The following is a 20,560-nucleotide window of genomic DNA, read 5'->3' on the forward strand; positions in this document are numbered from 1 at the left end:
TAACTCCCCTTTGTTTGTTGTATACAGTATATCATTAGATATAGAGTTAGAAAACAAAAAAAAGGACTTCCTAATCGGAAGTCCTAGTTGATAAGACGTAAGTGTTGAGTGATGTTAATTATCCAACAACTGTAACAGTTGCAGATGTAACACCGTATGAAGGAATACTTGCATTAGGCATAGCAACGTCTAATTGGTAAGGGTTGCTATATGCAAATGTACCTGTATCGTTAACTGTTCTGTACATTGTTGTACCATCAGCTAATGTGATCATCAATCTTGTACCCTTAGGGAAGATTGAAAGGTTGGCAGCAACACCACCATAACCCATGTTTGAACCTAATACGGCTGGATCATAGAAACTGATCTTGAATTGACCAGCTGATTGGCCAGCACTTTGTGTTGTAGCTTGTTGTGTTTGTGCAGGTTGAGCTGCAGCTTGTGTTTGTTCTTGTTGTACAGGTGCTTGTTCTTGTACTGGAGCTTGTACTTGTTCTTCTTGAACAGGTGCTTGTTCTTGTGTTTGTGTTTGTTCTACATTTTGTTGTACTGCAGTTGATGTTGGTAAAGTAATGATTTCACCTGGGAAGATAAGATCAAATCCACCAATTTCGCGACCGTTAGCTTGTTCCAATTCAGGAATTGAAACACCGTTAGCAGCAGCGATACTCTTGTATGTGTCACCTGCAACAACAGATACGTGATTGCTGTCTACTGTTGTAGCAGCTTGAGAAGTACTTGTTTTGATACCAAAGGCTGTTAAAGCCAATGCACTTACGAATGCAAATGATAATACTTTTTTCATAAAATAAAAACATCCTAACTTTTTTTTGCTTAGCTCTTTACGCTATGTGAGATACTATAGCAGGTTAATGTTACATAACGAGTGTAGAAAAATTACATTTTCATCCTTTTATGTAACCTTAGTAACATGGCTGTAATTTAAATTTTAGGAATGCCTTCATGTCGGCTTTAACAAGCAATCGCCATTTTATAAGCTTAATGTATATACAAATAAAAAAGCCCTCATAAGGGCTTTATATTAATAAACTAATGATTTTGCGTCAAAATTGACGCATTTTCAAAGCTTTTGAATCTCAGAGATACGCTATTTTGGATAAAATTTAGATAATTCATTTGCCATATGGATCAATTCTAACGAATGGTCGATCTGAATATTTCTAAATTTGAATGTACCAGCATTTAGTTTTAACAATTCCATAATGTCTTGGAAAGCTTTTGAAATTTGATAATAGTAATTGTTTCCGATTGGTTGAAACAAAATTCTGACAGGATTTTTCTTCCATAGTGGTGGCTCAGTTGGTTGTTCCAATAATTTGGCTACGAATTTATCGTCTTCATCATTCCAACTGGCAATACCGTAATCTGCTGGGTTTATTTTGCCACCGTAACCTGCACCATATGCTGCAGCAATTCCTAGTACCCAAGTCATTTTTTCAGGGACCATCATCTTTTTCGTCAACGCAGCAGATAAATAAAGCGCACCTACATAGGGTGAGTTTTTCGGGTCGCCCTTTTTATCCAGATCATCCATGATCGTAAATGCATTATCAAGATACATATTGTGATCAGATTTGGTGTCTACTAATTGATCAAGCGTTTGTTGTTCGTAAGTCTCGATCATTCCGTGTTCGATCCATTCGCTGGTCTCTTCGTCTTCTTTGCCCGTCATGCTTAAAAGCAATGCATCTTTGTCTTTTTTGATCAAATCTAGTACCTTATCCGAGTCGCTCGTCCAAGGAATCGCTAATTCGTCTTTTTTCATTACTGAATAGTACGTTGTCTCATCCATTATCATCACTTCAACTATCAACATTTATTCTATATATACAATATAGACCTTACACCAGACTTTAAGGCAAGTTTTTTTTGATAATTTGAATCAGTTTATCGGTGATGAATTCTTAATAGGAAGAAAAAATGATCAACCAAATTTCGGTTGATCATTTTTTGTTTAAAATTATTTGTTAACTGCTGGTTCACGACTACCTAATCTAACTTTTTCAACTGTATGAACTTTTTCATCAAGATCTGATTCTTTAAATCCGAAGAAGTAAGTACATGTAAATCCAACTATTAGAGCGGCAGCTGAAGCAATCAGGTAACCTGTAAAGCTTGCATCAATTCCCTTAGGATTGATGAATGATGCAAATCCAATCAATGATCCGGCAAAGCCCCACATATCGACGTGTAGCAATCCGGTTAAGAATCCACCGACTGCACCACCAATATTAGCTGTCCAGAAGATTCGACCGTATTTCAAGTTAATACCATACATAGCAGGTTCTGTAATACCAGCAAAGGCTGATAGTGTTGCAGCACCGGCAATTTGTTTGATAGCAATGTTCTTCTTAGTCTTGAGAAAAACTGCAAGTACTGCGGCACCTTGAGCAACCATGGTTGCTGAGACGATAGCGTTCAAAGCACTGTGTCCAGTAGTTGCGATTTGACTGGCAACAACCGGGATAACTGCCCAGTGAAGTCCGAAGATTACTAAGCATTGGTAGAAACCACCGATGATGAGTCCTGAAAGTGCGGGACTGAATTTGAGCAATGAAACGATTCCACCGGCTAATAATGAACTTAAGAATGTAATAACTGGTCCAACAATTACTAAGATCAAAGCACTAACTACGAATACTTCAACCAATGGAGCCACGATCATTCTGATCGAAGCATTGATATGTTTTTTCAACCAAGGTTCAACGATTGAAGCTAGCCAAGCTGCTGCAATCATTGGGAAGATCGAATAAGTATAGTTAGCTACGTGAATCGGAATGCCGAAGAAATCGGCATTGATGGTCATTTGACTGCTGGCAGTCTTAGTTGCTAACTGTACCAAAGTTGGATATGCCAGCACACCACCAATTACTGCGACGATGATCTGATTTGCTCCCAATCTCTTGGCAGCTGTAAATCCAACTAATAATGGTAGGAAGTAGAATACTGCATCTCCCATAGCGTTAATGATCATGTACGTGTTACTAGTTGCACTGATCCAATGGAACGATACGCATAGAGATAACAGACCTTTTAAAATACCTGATGCAGCTAATAGTCCGATAATTGGCATCATACTTGCGGTGATAACACCAATCAAGGAACTGAAGTAAAACTTAGTTTTTGGCCAAACGCCCTTAGGTGCATGACGTTTTTCCTCAGCTGGTTTGGCACCTTCGCCACCAAATCCAGGTCCTAAAACGTTAACTACGGCATCGAAAGCTTCTTCAACTTTCGGTCCAATAACGACTTGGTACTGTCCACCTGCTCGAGCGACATCAAGAACTCCATTTAAATTCTTGATCACGTCGTCATTCGCCTTTTTATCATCCTTTAGATAAAAACGAACCCGGGTGATACAGTGGATCACGCTGTCGACATTTTCAGCACCACCGATATTTTTGACAATATCTTTGGCTAACTGGTCGAAGTCGACTTTGCCACCCTTAGATTTAACGGGTGCAGCTTCTTCGCCTTCTGCCAATAATGAAACAGTGGCTGCAGCTTCACCAACTTTTAAGTTGCCAATATTTGGCATGACTTCTTTGACCATTTTTGCGGTATTGGTGATTGCCACAATAATATCGGTCGATTTACCGGCTTTCTTGATTGCATAAATATCCATGGTTGCAATCTTTTCACCTGCAGTGATGACATCGCCTTCAGATACAAATACCTCAAATGGCTTACCATCCAGTTCAACGGTATCGACACCCATGTGGATCAACACTTCTAATCCATCATCAGCGGCAATTCCAATGGCATGTTTGGTTGGTGCTACCAACATGATTTTTCCAGAAAGCGGAGCTTCAATTTCTGTATCTGTTGGACGAACCCCAAACCCATCACCCATTGCTTTTTCGGAAAACATCGGGTCATTTACTTCCGTGATATCGATCACTTGTCCAGTAGCGGGTGAAAGTAAAGTTTCTTCATTTTTCATTATCGCACCCCCAAATTCATATGTATTATTGGTTTAAGTATATCGCTTACATTGTCAATTTTATAACAAATATATAGATTATTTTGTCATTATTAAAAAGATATTTCTGTCTAAATTAGTCAAATTATTAGCCTACTTTCGTTTTATATTTTAAATAGGAATATTTGTGCCGAAAAAACACTAATCAAATTGATAATTTTTTTCTCGACACCTAAACTGATAGTGGGAGGTAAATAATATGAAACCGCTTTATTTAACCGTTACAGACAAACACATCCGATATTCCTACGAGGAATCGGATGACAAGATCACTGTTAATAAGGTATATACTATTAATTCTGCCAAATCATTGGGACAAAACTTAGATAACTTCAAAACTAAGATTCCAAATGATTTTGACGTCGTGGTAATTTTGAATCCGATCGACGTTGAATTACGAGACACCATCGTCAGTTGTGGCAACTTACCGATCGACATGGGATTAACTATGGAGAACTTGCTTCACATCCCGACCGTTGGTGTTCACGACGTGGCTCGTTTAGGCTTGAAACAAGCTGTATCGACCGAAATAGAACATGCCGGGTGGCACTTGGAATACTATGGTTCCTACTCTGGCAAACGTCAGTATGGACAAGAATCCATGCAGACTATTGGTAATGGATATTTTGGGCTGCGTGGATCATACGTCGAAGCAAAAGCCAGCGACGACTATTACCCTGGTACTTATGTAGCCGGCGTCTTCGACCAACTAACGACCAACATCAATAATCGAGACATCGTAAACGAAGACTTAGTCAATTTGCCAAATGCTCAATACATGACTTTTAGCATTGACGATGGCGACCCATTCGAATTATCGCCAGACGTGATCGAAAACGTCTATCGTTCGCTTGATATGAGAACCGGTGTCTTCACCATCACGATGATCGTATCCTTGCCAAATGGTAAGAAAATCAAGGTCATCACGAAAAAAGTCGCCGATATGAAAAATTTCCATAACTACTCGCTTCAATATACCGTGCAACCTTTAAACTTCTCTGGCGAAATGAAGATTTTTTCAGAGATCGATGGCTCCGTTACTAACTCAAACGTTGAAAGATATCGTGACTTTGACGGAAAACACTTGGTAGTCGATAAGACTCAAGTTGATGAAGACCGGGCCCTACTCTTGGCTCATACAAAAAACTCTAACGTCAATATCGCTGTCGGGACGAGAATTCAATCACCAAATATCGACGATGCTGTCTTAAACTCCAATCGTTTCCAGGAGCGGATCAGTCAATCGTTATCGTTTCACGTTGTCGAAGGTAGATCCTACACCGTTGAAAAAACTGTCAGCATCTACACTTCCTTAGAAACTGACTCTTCATTAGAGTTTGCGGTCAACGACCACGCTTATCACAAGAACTTCGCTGATGCGGTTGCTAACTCAATGCGTAGCTGGCAAAAAATTTGGGCCAATGAAGACATTGAATTGACCGGTGACGTGACTGCTCAAAAGTTGCTGAGATTAAATGAATTCCATGCAACAGTTTCTGCTCAAGATCACGTTAATGAAAACTTGGATGCATCTGTTGGTGCCCGTGGCCTTCACGGTGAAGCTTACCGTGGACATATTTTCTGGGACGAATTATTCGTTCTTCCTTATTACACGATGCACTATCCTAATTTGACCAAAGCATTATTGATGTACCGTTATAATCGTTTACCAGCTGCAAAGCGATACGCCGAAGAAAATGGCTATAAAGGTGCAATGTATCCTTGGCAAAGTGGTATGTACGGTGATGAGCAATCGCAATCAATGCATCTGAACCCAATCACTAATTCCTGGGATCCTGATAACTCCAGAAAGCAACGCCACGTATCATTGGCTATTGCCTACAACATTTGGAATTACTACAACATGACTTTAGATGATGACTTCATCAAAAATTATGGCCTAGAAATGATGCTGAACATTGCTAAGCTTTGGATCAGCATGGCTGAATACGATCCAGAGACAAAGACATATTCAATTTCTAACGTCATGGGTCCTGATGAATTCCACGAAGGCTATCCAAATGCTAAGGAATCAGGCTTAAAAAATAACGCCTATACAAATATCATGACTAGTTGGCTTTTTGACAAGATCAATTACTTGTTGAAGAAAGAACCAAAAGATGTCGTTGACGAAAATCTCAAACGGGCCGACTTTACCGATGACGACTTGCACGCCATCGATATTATTGGACATGATCTAAAGCTTGAATTTAATGATCAAAACATTTTGGGACAATTTGAGGGCTACTTCAAACTCAAAGATATCGACTTTGATTACTACAGACGTCAGTATGGCGATATTTCCAGAATGGACCGGATCCTCAAGTCTGAAGGAGATTCACCTGATCAGTATCAACTTGCTAAACAAGCTGATGCACTGATGGGACTTTACAATTTACGTGAAGAGACCTTCTTGGATATTATGAAGGAGATGGGATATCCTATCTCAGATCCAAATAAATTTATCAAAGATAATGTTAACTATTATTTGCAAAGAACCACTCATGGTTCAACCTTGTCGAGAATCGTGTACTCAATGCTTGCTCTCAAAGTAAACGATAAGAAATTATCGTGGGAATTGTTCTATCAGGCATTGACCAGTGACTACTACGACATTCAAGGTGGTACTACCGCTGAAGGTATTCATTTAGGCGTTATGGGTGCAACTTTAAATGTTGTTACATCATACTTTGCCGGCGTTGACTTCAGAGGAGAAGAATTAACTGTTGATCCTAACTTCCCTGAATCATGGAACGCTTTGAGATTTAACTTATTCTTTAGAGGCATCCACTATTACTTCACCGTCACTAAAGATACCGTCATCGTTGAAGCCGACCAAGATACGCATGTTCAATTCAAAGGTGAACAAGTACCACTAAATGCAAATGAATCAAAAACAATTAACTATTAATTCGTAAAATTAAAAATACCGTCTAAATGCTTTCAAAATAGCATTTAGACGGTATTTTATTTGTTTTATTATTTAAATTAATTTAAGTTCTCGTAATTCGTAATAAATTCCACTATGATTATTGTCCTCTTTCGTGATATACTTGGCGTTTCGTTTGGCAACTGATAATCCATTCACCATTGCGATTGGATTATCAACTTCTTTAAACATTGGTATATCATTGTTTCCATCGCCAAAAGCATAAGTGGGAATACCTTGTAGATTGGCGTGACGGATCAGACTAGTGATTCCTTCTGCCTTTGAGACACCTTTCATGACCACATCTAATCCACGTGGATTATTACGATAAAAGGTCAAGTCGCTGCCGAAGATTTCTTCATATTTTGCTTGATGATCATCAACGCCGACTGGAGTATAAATGAAAGAAAAGTTGATGGTGTTATTTTTGTAGAAATCAGGATCTACGAATTTTTTCAATCGTAAGGCCTTGTAGTTATCGTCAACCATCTGATTGTCACCAGTGACTGCACAACCAACGTTATTGTAAAAAGCTACTTCTTCATTGAAGTGGCTGGCAAAAGTCACTAGTTCAGAATTGATCTTCTGAGGAATTTCTTGAACGTCGATCGGTTTTCCTTCATAAACTACATAGCTTCCGTTAGCGGTAATAAAGGAGTCAAACTTCCCTTTTTTGATCAAGTCGGCAATTTCAAACTGATTTCTTCCGGTCGCAATTACTGGGAGAATATCATTTTCTCTTAATAAATCTAGCGACAATAAATTTCGATCAGAAACGTTCTTGTCATCGTCGAACAACGTTCCGTCTAGATCAAAAAATACGACTCCTTGGTACTTTTTCATAAAGTCATCCCTTTCTGTCTGGCCCATGCCAAACATTCAGAAAGTATTGCATTTGTTTACTCATCTTCAAATTTATGTTTTAGCATTGAACTGAGTAGATAATTCTTCTGAAGTCCACTTAAACAATAACAGATATTTTTCAGAAAATCTTGATAATGATACTAATGTTTTTACCAAATTAATAAATTAGTTTCAATAGTACATATTTTTTAACTAGTGTTATCATAGTCTAAATTAATTCGAAAGGGGGTTGAACAATGATCGATCTCACTGATGGAAGACCTATGAAAGTAATATTCTTGTACACTATTCCGCTTTTATTAGGTAACTTCTTCCAACAGTTTTATAGTTTTATTGATACGCTGATCGTTGGTAAAACTATCAGTGTTGACGCTTTGGCTGCGGTCGGAGCTACGGGCGGATTAACTGCCTTAGTAATTGGATTTGCACAAGGAATCACTAGTGGTCTAGCGATTTTGACCGCGCGGCGGTATGGTGCTGGCGATCTGAACGGCGTGAGAAAAAGTTTTGCGTCCGGAATTATCATTTCTCTAGGCATCACTGTTATCTTCACGATCATTTCCGTGATCATTGCCTACCCACTTTTAGTGATCATGCAAACGCCAAAAGAATTGATCCATGATTCATTTATCTTCTTGGAAATGATCTTTGCTGGTATCTTCTCATTTGTCGGATTCGACTTCTTGGGAAATACCATGCGTGCGTTGGGTAATACCCGTGTGCCATTATTCTTTTTGATTGTAAGTACAGTTTTAAACATTATCTTGGAATTAGTATTTATCCTGGTCTTACACATGGGAGTAGCCGGTGCTGGTTTAGCCACAGTAACTGCACAGACGATTACATTTATCAGTTTGTACATTTATATTCGCCTAAAAATTCCATATTTGATCCTGAGTCGATCGGATTTTCGGATCGATAAACAAGAGATCAAGCAATTATTAGGAACTAGTATGCCAATGGGATTTCAATCATCGATCATTGCCATTGGTGCAATAATTTTGCAATTCATGCTCAACACTTTGGGTGCAGATGCAGTTGCTGCCTACACCGTTGCGGGAAGAATTGAACAAATTGCGACCTTGCCAGCCATGAGTTTTGGTATTTCATTGGTCAACTACACCGCCCAAAACTTCGGTGCAAAAAAATACGACCGGATCTTAAAAGGTGTTAAGGAAGGTATCATTCTTTCAGTTGGTTCCAGTGCTACGATTGGTATCTTGCTAGTCTTCTTTGGTAAAAATATTTCTAGATTATTCATGAATGGCTATCAGCCAAAGATCCTTGACCTGATTCAAACATACTACTATTTCAATGGAACAATGTACTTTGTACTCTCAATTTTATTCATCGTCAGATACACGCTTCAAGGATTGGGCAATCAAAAGGCCCCAACCATTGCTGGTATTGCAGAATTGATCATGAGAGTCTTTGCTAGTGTCGTACTCATTAAATCCTTCGGTTTCTTAGGTGCAGCAATGGCTAACCCATTAGCTTGGATCGGTTCGACTTTAGTCTTAATCGGAACTTGGAATTTAACGATGCGGGAATTACGCAAGAAGAGAAATCTTTTGCACGACCGTGTTGAAGAAATCCAGCAAGAACAGTAAAAACACTATATCGACTTTGAGCCTCGCTCATTGGTCAATATGGTGTTTTTGTTTACAATCTTTTATTAGCTTCAATAATTGAATCTTCAGCAACGGCACATTTTCCGATGTAGTTGAAAAATGCATGACCCATACCGCCGTATCTAATGAAGGTCACATCTCCTCCGGCTGTACCAACTTGTTCAGCCAACGCTTCGTCTTGAAGTCTGAATGGATCAAACTCGCCGACAATAACGGTGAGATTTTTGAAATTAGTTGGATCTGCATGCAGTGGCGAAATAATTGGCGACGTTAGATCAAAGCTTTTTCCATCGGTGTAAAACTGCGTCATCAACCGATCCAATTGTTTGAACGTCCGATAATTACTGTGAAGATACTTTCTTTCATTTGGAGCTATCGAGATCTTTTTATCATCCCACAATGGTCCATTATGATTGGAACCATGAATGATCGTTGGGTAAAACAGCACGTGATCATCAATTTGACAAATCCCCAGCTGATTAGCTAATTGACTGACACCTAAAGCAATCGAGGCGCCAGCAGAATCACCAGAAATTTGTACTTCAGAATGGTCTTTAGCAATCAGTGAAACCACCGACAAGCAATCAAATATCGCTGAAGGATAAGGATGTTCTGGCGCCAATCCATAATCAATACTATAAATCGTACCAGCATACATCGTGGCAAGATATTTCAACGGGATCAATGTATCTGACACCGCACCACCAAAATAAGCTCCACCATGTACATAGATTAAAGCTTTATTTTCACGAGGCAAGCGATGGTTAGAAATCTTTAAATAAGGAACCTCTCGTCCCATTTCATAAGACATCAAACTATCTACTACTACCCCATCGTAATTGGCTTTAGGGATAATTTCTGGAGCTCCTCCTTGCCGTAATTCGGTCAAATTGCGAGATAATGGTTGATTCAATGGCTTGTTGGCCATATGTTTCATCACTTCCGGATCGTAGGTATGGGCATCCAGTCTATCCTTAATGATCGTTTTGACACCTTTAATATGAGGAATGTCTACCGGCCCAATTTGTTCAAGTCGATGAAGTTCAATTGCATAATCGTTGGCAAGCATGATCAGGTCTCCTTTTCATAGATCGTTCTCATTGCGTTTTGCATTTTCTGACTGATTTTATTATAAGATATTGAATTTAATATGCTTGTTAACAATTTAAAAATTATTTTATAAAATATGAAAAAAGCACTCCCTGCAATATTTTCACAGAGAGTGCTTTGACAATTAAATTTCAAGATTTTTATTTCTGATGGACTTATCGATTTTTCGAATAATGATCACTAAGATAATTGCTAATATCAAAATGATCAGTGCGGTTATATAAGAAAAACTCATCCCACTCAAAAACCAGTCTGGATTGTTCTTCGGATAGTAATTGACCGTCCGATGAGCCTTTAAACTCATTCCATAATACAAACTAGTTGTTGCCAGACTGACTCCTAATCCCATACCGATATTTCTAAATAAGGCAGTTAAACTACCTGCCACGCCTTGATATTCCTGTGGCGCATAACCCATGATCATCGGATTATTTTGGAATCCTCCGTTACCGACTCCTAGCAGCGAGATCATCAATGTAAATATGATCAAGTTCACATTTGCCGATATTTTGATCAAAAATACCAACGGGATCAAATACACTAACAAATTCCATAATGAAACGATAGTCGCATTATACTTATCGGTAAAATATCCGGCTATTGGTGCAGCGATAACGTTGGCTAATGGGATTGCCATCATGATCAATCCCGTCAGTGAAGTGCTCAAGTTACGGAAATTAGTTAAATAAAACGGCATGATAACATTGGCATAATATCCAACTGAAAAGACTAACAAGGCACTGACTAAACTCAGCGTCAGTCGAGGAATCTTGAAAATCGTAAGATCAATCAACGGATCTGAAACTCTTTTTTCAGTATAAATAAAGATGACCCACAAGATGACGCTGACAACAAAGATTGTGATGACCTTAGGATTGCTGAATCCAATATCTTGTCCCCAGAAAATACTGATGAAAAATGTGGCGATGGCAATCGCATATACCGTCACTCCGATCCAATCATACTTGATTGGCTCATGACTACGTTTAATGTCTCTTGGAAACATAAACCGACCGTAAATGTAGACGATAATACCGATGGGAATGTTGATGATAAAGATCCAATGCCAAGAAAGGACACTCAATATCAATCCACCTAATCCAGGTCCAGAAATATTCCCTAGTTGGGCGATGATACTATTGATCCCGTAGGCTCGTCCACGCAAGTGCATCGGAAAGATCATTGCGATTATCCCAATGTTTGTCGCCATACTCATACTGGCGCCAATTGCTTGGACGATTCGACCAAACAGCAAAATTGGCAACGTCGGACTCAAGGCACAGATCAGTGAACCAATCGTGAAAAAAATCGTCCCAGTCTGAAAAATTTTGATGTAGCCAATTTGATCAGCCATCCTGCCCCAAAACAATAACAGCATACAGATCAAGATCAGATAAACGGAGGTGACCCACTCCGCTCGATTCATTGGTATATTTAGATCCTTAGTTAAATTAGGAATCGCAATACTGACAATACTGGCATCTAGCAACTGCATAAATGACATAAAACTGGTGGCAAACAAAGTTAGCCAAATGTGTTTTTCCCTCAAAATAAAAATACAAATCCTTCCCAAATTAATTCATATAGTTATTTTATTACTTTTTCAATTCAAAAAGAGAAAAAGACGTTCTAAATTACTGAAATTACGTAATCTAGAACGCCTTTTTTAATAAGTTCATTTTTATTTGTCGAGCAAATTATGCTTAACCAAATAATCATGAGCAACTGTCTTAGCTTTTTTATGCTGGAAAGTTACTTGATAATTCATCTTCTGCATGTCTTCAGTTGTAATCTTGCCACTCAATTTATCTAGTGACTTCTTCAAGCCAGGATGTTCATCTATAGCTTTGCTTCTGACCAATGGTGCACCTTGGTAAGGTGGAAAGAAGTGCTTGTCATCTTGTAAGACAACTAGATGATACTTTTGAATTTGTGGATCAGTCGTGTATCCATCAACGGTATTCACCTTACCTGAGGCGATTGCCTTGTAACGGATACTTGGCTGCATTGTGTTGGTGGACCCAAATTTCAAATTATAAGTCTTCTTGATACCGGGATATCCATCCTTTTGGTTATAAAAATCAATATCGAACCCGGCTTTGACTTGGTCTTCAACATTCTGAAGGTCAGAAATAGTCTTTAAATTATACTTATCAGCAAATGACTTCGAAACCACTAATGCATAGCCGTTTTGATATTCCATTGGCGACAAATAATCCAGATTATCTTGTTTTTTCAACATTTGTTTTCCTTGTCGATAAATCTTTGTCGGATTCTTGCCATAATTATTAGCTTTGACCAGAGTCTCCATCACTGTTCCAGTAAACTCTGGATATACATCAATTTGACCGGCCTTTAGAGCTTTGTATAAAAAGTTGGTTGTCCCAAAGTTAGGTTTCAATTCGACTTTTTGCTTAGGATTATCCTGTTGGATCAAGTCCTTATACATGTTGATCAAAATTTCAGGTTCACTGCCCATTTTTCCGGCAATCGTAATTGTCGAAGGCGTCTTATTGACAGTTGAATAAATTCCCCAACCACCAAACAAAACGATCAATGTCAAAAATACAGCCATGATTTTCTTGAACGATAGTTTACCAATAAAACGGATCAAAGCTGAAAATACTAATGCCAAAGCGGCTGATAAAACAGCGCCAATAATTAACAGTGCATTGTTGTTAGTCTCGATACCTAACAAAATATAAGTACCTAGACCACCAGCACCAATCAGAGCTGCTAAAGTAGCAGTACCAATGATCATGACCATAGCGATTCTTAATCCGGACACGATCAGTGGCATTGCCAACGGGAGCTCGATTCGAGTTAGTTTATGAAATTTCGACAGTCCAAAGGCACTGGCTGCTTCTTCTAGACTTGGATCAATTGAGGTAAATCCAGTATAGGTGTTTTGAAAAATCGGCATCACTGCGTAAACGACTAAAGCAATGACCGCCGGAACCGTTCCGATACCAACTAATGGGATCAAAATTCCCAACAATGCCAAACTAGGGATTGTTTGCATAATACTGGTTATTTGTAAAACAACTTCAGCTACTTTAGTGTATCTTCTGAGTAATATTGCTGACGGAATTGCGATCACCGCTGCAATCAGCAATGAAATCAGAGAAATATTTAAATGCTGAACTAGTGAATTGAGAATATCTTGGTGTTGCGTTTGAAGAATATTAACTAAATTATTCACGAGCGGCCTCCTTATTCTCGATGAAATCTAAAACGTCATCTAAGACCAGCTCATAGGTATCATCGTGGAATTCGACAATGCCCCTTTTTCCAGTCCTTAGAATCGAGAGTAATTTCGGTATCTCACAGTCAAAACTGATTTTTTCAGCATTATTATCTGTCGACACCTTGTGACCGTATCCTTGAATAATTATCTTACCTGCTGTTGCAACTTCAGTTTCTTGCTCACCCTTGAAAAATGATTCGACAAAATCATTCGCAGGTTTATTCATGATTTCTTCTTGCGTACCCACTTGTTGGATGACGCCATCTTTTAGGATGGCGATTCTTGAACCTAGTCGCAGTGCTTCACGCATATCGTGAGTCACAAATACGATTGTTAGATTGTAATCTGCATTAGCATGCAAATCCAAAACGATATCCTGCAATTGCTTTCTGGATAGTGGATCCAATGCACTAAATGCTTCATCCATCAAAATAATGTTGGGATTGGTCGCGATTGCTCTGATGATACCGACACGTTGCTGTTCACCACCGGATAACTCATCTGGCATCCGGGTCGCATATAAGTCAGGATCCAGTCCAACTTTTTCCAGTAATTCACGGGCTCTGGCTCGACGTTGTTCACGAGGAACTTTCAACTCTTCCAACTGAATCGCAATATTTTCTTGAATATTTAAGTTTGGGAACAATGCAATGTTCTGCAGAACATAGCCCATTCCTAGACGTAATTGTTGCAAGTCATAATCATTGATGTCTTTGCCATCGATCTTAATGGTCCCTGATGTGGGCTTGATCAATTGGTTGATCATCTTGACCGACGTGGTCTTCCCGCTTCCACTTGGACCGACTAAGACAAAAAGTTCACCTGCATTAATGGTTAAATTTAAGTCTTTGATGACAGTTAAATCACCATACGACTTAGTAATATCCTCAAATTCAATCATGATATTTCCCCTCAGAAAAATACTAATAATATTCCTCATCTGTATTAATATCCTAATACTAACATAGCAGAAAATTATTCCTCTCCGTGATGCTCGGATTTTGATAAAAAAAGACATGAGGGATAATCCCGTCATGTCATGGTATTTTTATCTAAATACTGGTTTGCTATTACGATATTGAATATCCTCAACGCCGTCTAGAACGTTGGCATATCTTGCGGCAGCGAAGAAATAGTCTGAAAGACGATTGATAAATTTCAAGACATAATCATTGATTGGTTCGTCTTGAATCAATGAGACAATTTGGCGCTCCGCTCTTCTAGTCACTGTTCTCGCATAGTGCAATGAAGAAGCCGTCTTTGAGCCACCAGGCAAAATAAACTTTTGGGTCTTAGGAACTTTTTCAGTGTATTCGTCGATCTTCTTTTCTAACCAATCAACGTACTTGTGGTCCTCAGTAAAAATGAATTCGTGCTTAGTATCATTTTGAGAAATAGCTAAATCCGTTCCACAGTCAAATAACAATTGTTGGATTTCTGTTAATTCGTCGTTAAAAACTTTAGTCTTATCGGATAAGTTTGCGATAACCACGCCAACTAATGAGTTGAGTTCATCAACTGAACCATAAGCTGTAACTCTTTTGTCAGACTTATACATCACATCATTACCGATAATTCTGGTCTTACCTTTGTCACCAGTTCTAGTATATATTTTCATAATTTCCCTCTCAAATTTGAATTTTTGTGGAAATATCCTTTGCAACTTTTGCAATGTTCATAATATCATACTCGTCTGGTTCTAACTCAATTTTTAAACAATCCGTTCCAATCTGGGCTCCGGTTTTTTCAAACTGCTTGGCAAACTTATCAACGGCAACATTGTAATATTCGCCATAATAAGTATCACCAGAACCTAAGACTGTGTAGTACTTACCGGTCAGATCAACATCGGCTAGGTCTTCATAAAAATCCATACCTTCTTCTGGAAGTGCTCCCTCGTCATAGGTGTAGACGCAAACAAAGCAGAGATCATAATCCTCAAAGTCATTCGGATCTGTCTGGCTCATTTCGGTTTCAACGACTTCTATACCTAATTTATCCAATTGATCAGCTAAAATATCCGCTAACATTTGATTGTTGCCAGTAATAGTTGCGTAAACGATCAAAGCTTTCGCCATGGTATCAATTCTCCCTCGTCATTTTTAAAACAGTCTGTTTCAAGACATTTCTAGGATGTGCTGGTGACCAAGCGTCAAATCCTAATTCGTTCATCGTCCGTTGCGTCGACATCCCCAACGTATAATATTTTGCGGACATAAATTGACTGGGCAACAATTCTTCAATAGCTTCAAAACGATAAAATGCCGATGGACTAGTAATCAACACCTTAGTAAAATCAGCATCGCCAATTTTTTTAATTGCACGGTCTTGGTCCTCTTTAGTCCAGACATTTTGATACGCATCAATATTAGTTACCTTAGCTCTCAGTGGTAAGTCAGGCGCTAAATTACCTTTTAAAAAGACGATATTACCTTGGTTAGCAAATTCTTCGTCTAATTTTTTCACCAAAGACTCGCGATTCTCGACCTCTGAAACGATCACATTTGTAAATTTGAAACTTCTTAATAATGCGGCAGCTTTGTGACTGATCACCGCAACTTGTTTATCAGTCGATACATCAGATTTAACTAAGGCTTGAATTGCCAGCATACTAGTTACGACTAAACAATCGCTATTAGCGATGACTTCATACTGTCGCTTGGTCCATTGATTATACTCAATTCGCTTCAATGGCAAAAAAAGCGGACTCCATTTTTGAAGGCCCGCTAACATTTCGTCGTTAAATTTGTCTTGTGGATAAGTAATTAGAATAGCCATTTGATCATCCCACATTTCTTTTAACTAGTTTAAAATTTTGTTTTGAATCGCCGGAAAATTCTGTGTAGCACCCGGCATCAAAGTGAATATCCCAAAATTCATGGGTGTCATTTAGCAGATATTGGTCAATTATTCTGAGTGCACCTAAATGAGCTACTACTAGGATATTTTGATAATTATTTTTTTGACCATCAGAAATTATTTGATTGATTGTGCGTTTGACGTGGTCTGAAAATTGATAAAAATCTTCAGCTTCTGGTGGCACATATTCAAATGGTTGATTTAACCAAAGCTGCCACTCTTTTGGATAACTAGCTTCGATCTCGTCTGCATCCAGTCCCTCCCACTTGCCGAAGCCCTTCTCATTCAATCCTGGTAGTTTGACAATCGGAGTATCAGGATTTAAACAAGGTTTCAAAGTTTGGTAAGTCCTAATTAGACCACTGCAATAGCCAACATCAAATTGCCAATTATTCTTGCGCAAGGTATTGGCTAAATGATGAGCCTGCCGAATGCCCTTGTCGTCCAAACTGACGTCTGACAAACCATAGAACTTCTTTTGTAAATTCCACTCAGTCTCTCCGTGCCTAGCAAAAACTAATCTCATAGTTTTACCACTGCAGCATATGCAATCATAAAGATCACTTGGCAGATACTGGCGTAGGCGCCTAAGGTATCTCCAGTGAATCCACCTAATTGCTTGTTGATCCAATGTTTATACACAAAGACAAACAAGGCAGCAACGATATATCCAACTAAGCCTTTCCAGCCTAAACCGAGAAAAATCACAATGATTGCCAATAATTGACTAACAGCTGCACGCCAAGGTGCAATCTGTCCCCAACTTTTGAGCAATCCCTTCTCTTTTTCAGAGTTAGAAATTCTTAGAAAAATCAGCGATATTCCGGTTTTGGTATTCATGATGGTTATGGCAGCTAAAAAGACATTGGTCATGATGCTGAGATGGCCACTGATAAAGTAGGTCAAACCAATCATTAATAAATAGTAATAGATCAGTGCTAAAGCACCCATCGTACCTGATCGGCTATCCTTCATGATCTCGTACATTTTTTCTTTGTTACGAGAACTGAACATCCCATCAGCAGTATCTGCCAGAGCATCTAAATGAAAACCACCAGTGATCATGCCATCGATGACTAACAAGAAGATCCAGCACAGCCAAGTTGGAAATACAAAACTCAGTCCCCAAAAGCAGAGTGCTTCAATTGCACCAAGGATCAAACCAAATAAAGTTAAATATTGAATTCCCTTATTAAATTTTTCTTGAGGCTCGTCGATTGGAATAGGAATCGGTACCCTGGTAAAAAATTGTCCATACAATATCAATGACGTTATCAAAATATTACCTCTACTTTATTTTTTGTGGCAGACCGCTGATCACAAACCAGACCTCATCGCTCTTACTGGCAATCAGCTTATTGACTGAACCATAGATGTCACGCAAGATCCGCGTCAATTTAGTTGCGGGAACGATTCCAAGACCCACCTCATTAGTCACGATAACTAAGGTCTTGTGGCGACGACTGTTGACCTCAATAATATTGATCCACTGTTGCAAAATATAGCTAGTCGCTTCATCGATCTGGTCTTGATTCATTTGATTGATATAGGCATCGAAGTTAAATTTATTTCCCTTAGCTTCGTTGACCCAATCAAAAAATAAATTAGTGATCATATTGGTGGCATCGTCGAGTAGAAACTGAGTAGTAGCTGATTGGTCCATAAATTTAGCGATACTGTCATAGCGTTCTTCAGTTGTCCAATGTTTAGAACGGCGTGCACGGTGTTTGTTGATCCGGTTGGACATTTCAGCATCGCTTAAATTGACCATGCCAGTAGCAATGTAACAAACTTGATCTTCACGACTGTATAAATTTTCAGCGTACTCTGATTTCCCGCTTCTGGCACCGCCGGTAACCATGATTAAATGTTCCATATTATTTCCTCAATCGAGCAATCTGTTTTAATTCTGGATGATTTTTAGAAAAGTCATCAGCGTCATTATTTGCAACTGCGACCAATAAAACTGTCGAAGGACCAGCAGTCTTATTAATTTGTGATTGGTCAATTCCATTTGCCAATTCAAGTTTCAAGTCATCGCTATTAGCTAAAACTCCTAGCTCATATCCAACTCCTTTAGATCCAACCGGAATCATGTCAACGACAGCTTTTTCACGGCGTAGATCAATTGCTTGTTTGACTTTAAAAATATTATCCAAATTAGCCAAAACTTCGTTTCCCATTAAAGGTACTCCCAGTTGAAAAACTGCTAGATCCTGAGTGTTTTCAAAAGATTTGTGAGCAGCACGACCAATCACAGTCACGCTGACAGTCGTCATCTGAATATCCAAATTGTCCTCAGTACTGCCATTGATCGATAAATCAGGATAACCCATTTCGACCAAATCTTGTTTCATCTGGTCAATGACTTTAATACCGGTCGGATCATACTCGACACTCAAAGTATTGATCACATTGATTGGCGTTGCTCCATAAGAAATTAGCTCAAGCATTGCCGTTCGTAATGTAAACGAGACTGATATCTCTGGCGAGCATTTAACAATGTCCAATTCACGGTCTCCAAATCCAGCACTGATATCGCAACTAACAACTAGATCTTCTTGTTTATTAATTGGCGTGATCGTTAAATCACGATATTGATGACTGCCTGCTTGCATAATTGCTCCTTATTTTTCAACATTTGCAAATGCATCGCTGAAGACTTCGATTGTCTTGTCGATATCTGCATCAGTATGTTTAGTTGAAATAAAACTAGTTTCATATGGTGATGGTGCTAAGTAAATACCACGTTTGATGACATATTGGAAGAAACGACTGAAGTAATCCTTGTCTGATTTTTGAACGTCGGCAAAGTTTTCTACTGGCCCTTCATTAAAGAAGTATCCCCACATAGTGCCACGGTGACGAATTGTAAATGGTACGCCATTTTTATCAGCTGCAGCTTTAAGAGCCTTGCAGAGACGATCCAACTTAGCATCCATATCAGCATATTTGTCAGCATTTAATTGCTCTAGTGTCTTGATACCAGCCATCATAGCTAATGGATTCCCTGATAAAGTACCTGCGTGATAAACCTTTCCATCTGGCGTGATGTTTCTCATGATCTCTTCGCGTCCACCAAATGTACCAACTGGAAGACCGCCACCGATAACCTTACCCAAGGTAGTCAAGTCAGGATGAATTCCGTACAAGTGCTGTGCACCATTCATGTCGCATCTAAATCCACTCATAACTTCATCAAAAATCAAGACTGAACCATGTTCTTCAGTAACCTTACGCAAAGTCTTCAAGAATGACTCTTTAGCGGGAACAAAGCCCATGTTACCTGCTACAGGTTCAACGATAACTCCGGCAATTTCATCGCCACGACGTTTGAATAAATCGATTACAGCTTCTTCATCGTTATATGGAACAGTCAATGTTTCAAGAGCCACATTTCTAGGAACGCCTGGAGAAGTATTGATATCAAAAGTAGCCAAGCCTGAACCAGCATCAACTAGCAATGAGTCTGAATGACCGTGGTAGCAGCCAATAAACTTAACGATCTTGTCACGCTTCGTGTATCCACGTGCTAATCTAACTGCACTCATCGTTGCTTCAGTACCTGAAGAAACCATTCTCATCAATTCCATTGATGGTACGAATTGTTGAACTAATTCAGCAATTCTGTTTTCAAGCAAAGTTGGAGCACCAAAACTAGTACCCTTATCGATTGTATCTTTTAAGGCTTCAATAACGACATCGTCAGCGTGACCTAAAATAAGTGGTCCCCATGACAAAACGTAATCAATGTACGAGTTTCCATCCACATCGTATAAGTTTTGATTCTTGCCTCGTTCAATAAAGATTGGTGACATGTTGACATTTTTGTATGCACGAACTGGACTGTTAACTCCACCTGGCATTAATTTGACGGCTTCTTTATAAGCTGCAATTGATTGTTCGAAACTTCTCAT

Annotated in this window: 18 protein-coding genes; 2 read left to right on the plus strand and 16 right to left on the minus strand. The window is 38.9% G+C overall.

Features of this window, described 5'->3' with window-relative positions; translation table 11 throughout:
* Window positions 1-118: 118 nt before the first annotated feature.
* From LKF16_RS03600 to LKF16_RS03610, 3 genes are all read right to left on the minus strand, one after another.
* Entirely contained in the window at window positions 119-805 is a 687-nt protein-coding gene (locus LKF16_RS03600; RefSeq protein ID WP_291468711.1) for a LysM peptidoglycan-binding domain-containing protein, read from the minus strand.
* A gap of 303 nt (window positions 806-1,108) precedes the next feature.
* The gene (locus LKF16_RS03605) at window positions 1,109-1,813 is read right to left on the minus strand and encodes a hypothetical protein (protein ID WP_291468713.1); all 705 of its coding nucleotides are present in this window, start codon (window positions 1,811-1,813) and stop codon (window positions 1,109-1,111) included.
* 168 nt (window positions 1,814-1,981) lie between these two features.
* Entirely contained in the window at window positions 1,982-3,964 is a 1,983-nt protein-coding gene (locus LKF16_RS03610; RefSeq protein ID WP_291468714.1) for a glucose PTS transporter subunit IIA, read from the minus strand.
* Between the two features lie 238 nt (window positions 3,965-4,202).
* Here LKF16_RS03610 and LKF16_RS03615 point away from each other — a divergent pair, with 238 nt between their 5' ends.
* A complete protein-coding gene (locus LKF16_RS03615) occupies window positions 4,203-6,914 on the plus strand; it encodes a glycoside hydrolase family 65 protein (protein WP_291468715.1) in 2,712 nt (903 codons plus the stop codon).
* 72 nt (window positions 6,915-6,986) lie between these two features.
* On the opposite strand, the gene LKF16_RS03620 is transcribed toward LKF16_RS03615, so the two are convergent.
* A complete protein-coding gene (locus LKF16_RS03620) occupies window positions 6,987-7,775 on the minus strand; it encodes a Cof-type HAD-IIB family hydrolase (protein WP_291468717.1) in 789 nt (262 codons plus the stop codon).
* Between the two features lie 257 nt (window positions 7,776-8,032).
* On the opposite strand from LKF16_RS03620, the gene LKF16_RS03625 reads away from it, so the two are divergent.
* Window positions 8,033-9,406, plus strand: a complete 1,374-nt coding sequence (locus LKF16_RS03625; protein WP_291468719.1) for an MATE family efflux transporter — start codon at window positions 8,033-8,035, stop codon at window positions 9,404-9,406.
* 52 nt (window positions 9,407-9,458) lie between these two features.
* Here the strand turns inward: LKF16_RS03625 and LKF16_RS03630 are convergent, their stop codons facing one another.
* The 12 genes from LKF16_RS03630 to hemL all read right to left on the minus strand — a co-directional run bounded on the left by LKF16_RS03630 (window position 9,459) and on the right by hemL (window position 20,560).
* Entirely contained in the window at window positions 9,459-10,496 is a 1,038-nt protein-coding gene (locus LKF16_RS03630; RefSeq protein ID WP_291468721.1) for an alpha/beta hydrolase fold domain-containing protein, read from the minus strand.
* 165 nt (window positions 10,497-10,661) lie between these two features.
* The gene (locus LKF16_RS03635; protein WP_291468722.1) at window positions 10,662-12,086 is read right to left on the minus strand and encodes an MFS transporter; all 1,425 of its coding nucleotides are present in this window, start codon (window positions 12,084-12,086) and stop codon (window positions 10,662-10,664) included.
* A 132-nt stretch (window positions 12,087-12,218) separates the two neighbouring features.
* Entirely contained in the window at window positions 12,219-13,739 is a 1,521-nt protein-coding gene (locus LKF16_RS03640) for an ABC transporter permease/substrate-binding protein (RefSeq protein WP_291468723.1), read from the minus strand.
* On the minus strand, window positions 13,732-14,685 hold the full coding sequence (locus tag LKF16_RS03645) for an ATP-binding cassette domain-containing protein (RefSeq protein ID WP_291468724.1): 954 nt from the start codon (window positions 14,683-14,685) through the stop codon (window positions 13,732-13,734). The genes LKF16_RS03640 and LKF16_RS03645 overlap by 8 nt, the downstream gene beginning before the upstream one ends.
* A gap of 147 nt (window positions 14,686-14,832) precedes the next feature.
* Window positions 14,833-15,402 (minus strand): cob(I)yrinic acid a,c-diamide adenosyltransferase, encoded by a 570-nt coding sequence (locus LKF16_RS03650; RefSeq protein ID WP_291468725.1) that lies wholly within the window; start codon window positions 15,400-15,402, stop codon window positions 14,833-14,835.
* 10 nt (window positions 15,403-15,412) lie between these two features.
* Complete coding sequence (locus LKF16_RS03655) at window positions 15,413-15,862, minus strand: flavodoxin (RefSeq protein WP_291468727.1); 450 nt, start codon at window positions 15,860-15,862, stop codon at window positions 15,413-15,415.
* A gap of 4 nt (window positions 15,863-15,866) precedes the next feature.
* Window positions 15,867-16,562 (minus strand): uroporphyrinogen-III synthase, encoded by a 696-nt coding sequence (locus tag LKF16_RS03660; protein WP_291468729.1) that lies wholly within the window; start codon window positions 16,560-16,562, stop codon window positions 15,867-15,869.
* A gap of 4 nt (window positions 16,563-16,566) precedes the next feature.
* On the minus strand, window positions 16,567-17,169 hold the full coding sequence (locus LKF16_RS03665; RefSeq protein ID WP_291468732.1) for a histidine phosphatase family protein: 603 nt from the start codon (window positions 17,167-17,169) through the stop codon (window positions 16,567-16,569).
* The gene (gene cobS / locus LKF16_RS03670; protein WP_291468734.1) at window positions 17,166-17,921 is read right to left on the minus strand and encodes an adenosylcobinamide-GDP ribazoletransferase; all 756 of its coding nucleotides are present in this window, start codon (window positions 17,919-17,921) and stop codon (window positions 17,166-17,168) included. The genes LKF16_RS03665 and cobS overlap by 4 nt, the downstream gene beginning before the upstream one ends.
* Window positions 17,922-17,931: 10 nt before the next feature.
* A complete protein-coding gene (cobU, locus tag LKF16_RS03675; RefSeq protein WP_291468736.1) occupies window positions 17,932-18,519 on the minus strand; it encodes a bifunctional adenosylcobinamide kinase/adenosylcobinamide-phosphate guanylyltransferase in 588 nt (195 codons plus the stop codon).
* Between the two features lies 1 nt (window position 18,520).
* Window positions 18,521-19,261, minus strand: coding sequence for a hypothetical protein (locus tag LKF16_RS03680; RefSeq protein WP_291468738.1), 741 nt, complete (start codon window positions 19,259-19,261; stop codon window positions 18,521-18,523).
* Between the two features lie 9 nt (window positions 19,262-19,270).
* Window positions 19,271-20,560, minus strand: a complete 1,290-nt coding sequence (gene hemL, locus LKF16_RS03685; protein WP_291468739.1) for a glutamate-1-semialdehyde 2,1-aminomutase — start codon at window positions 20,558-20,560, stop codon at window positions 19,271-19,273.

The organism is Companilactobacillus sp., assembly GCF_022484265.1.
Lineage (GTDB): Bacteria > Bacillota > Bacilli > Lactobacillales > Lactobacillaceae > Companilactobacillus.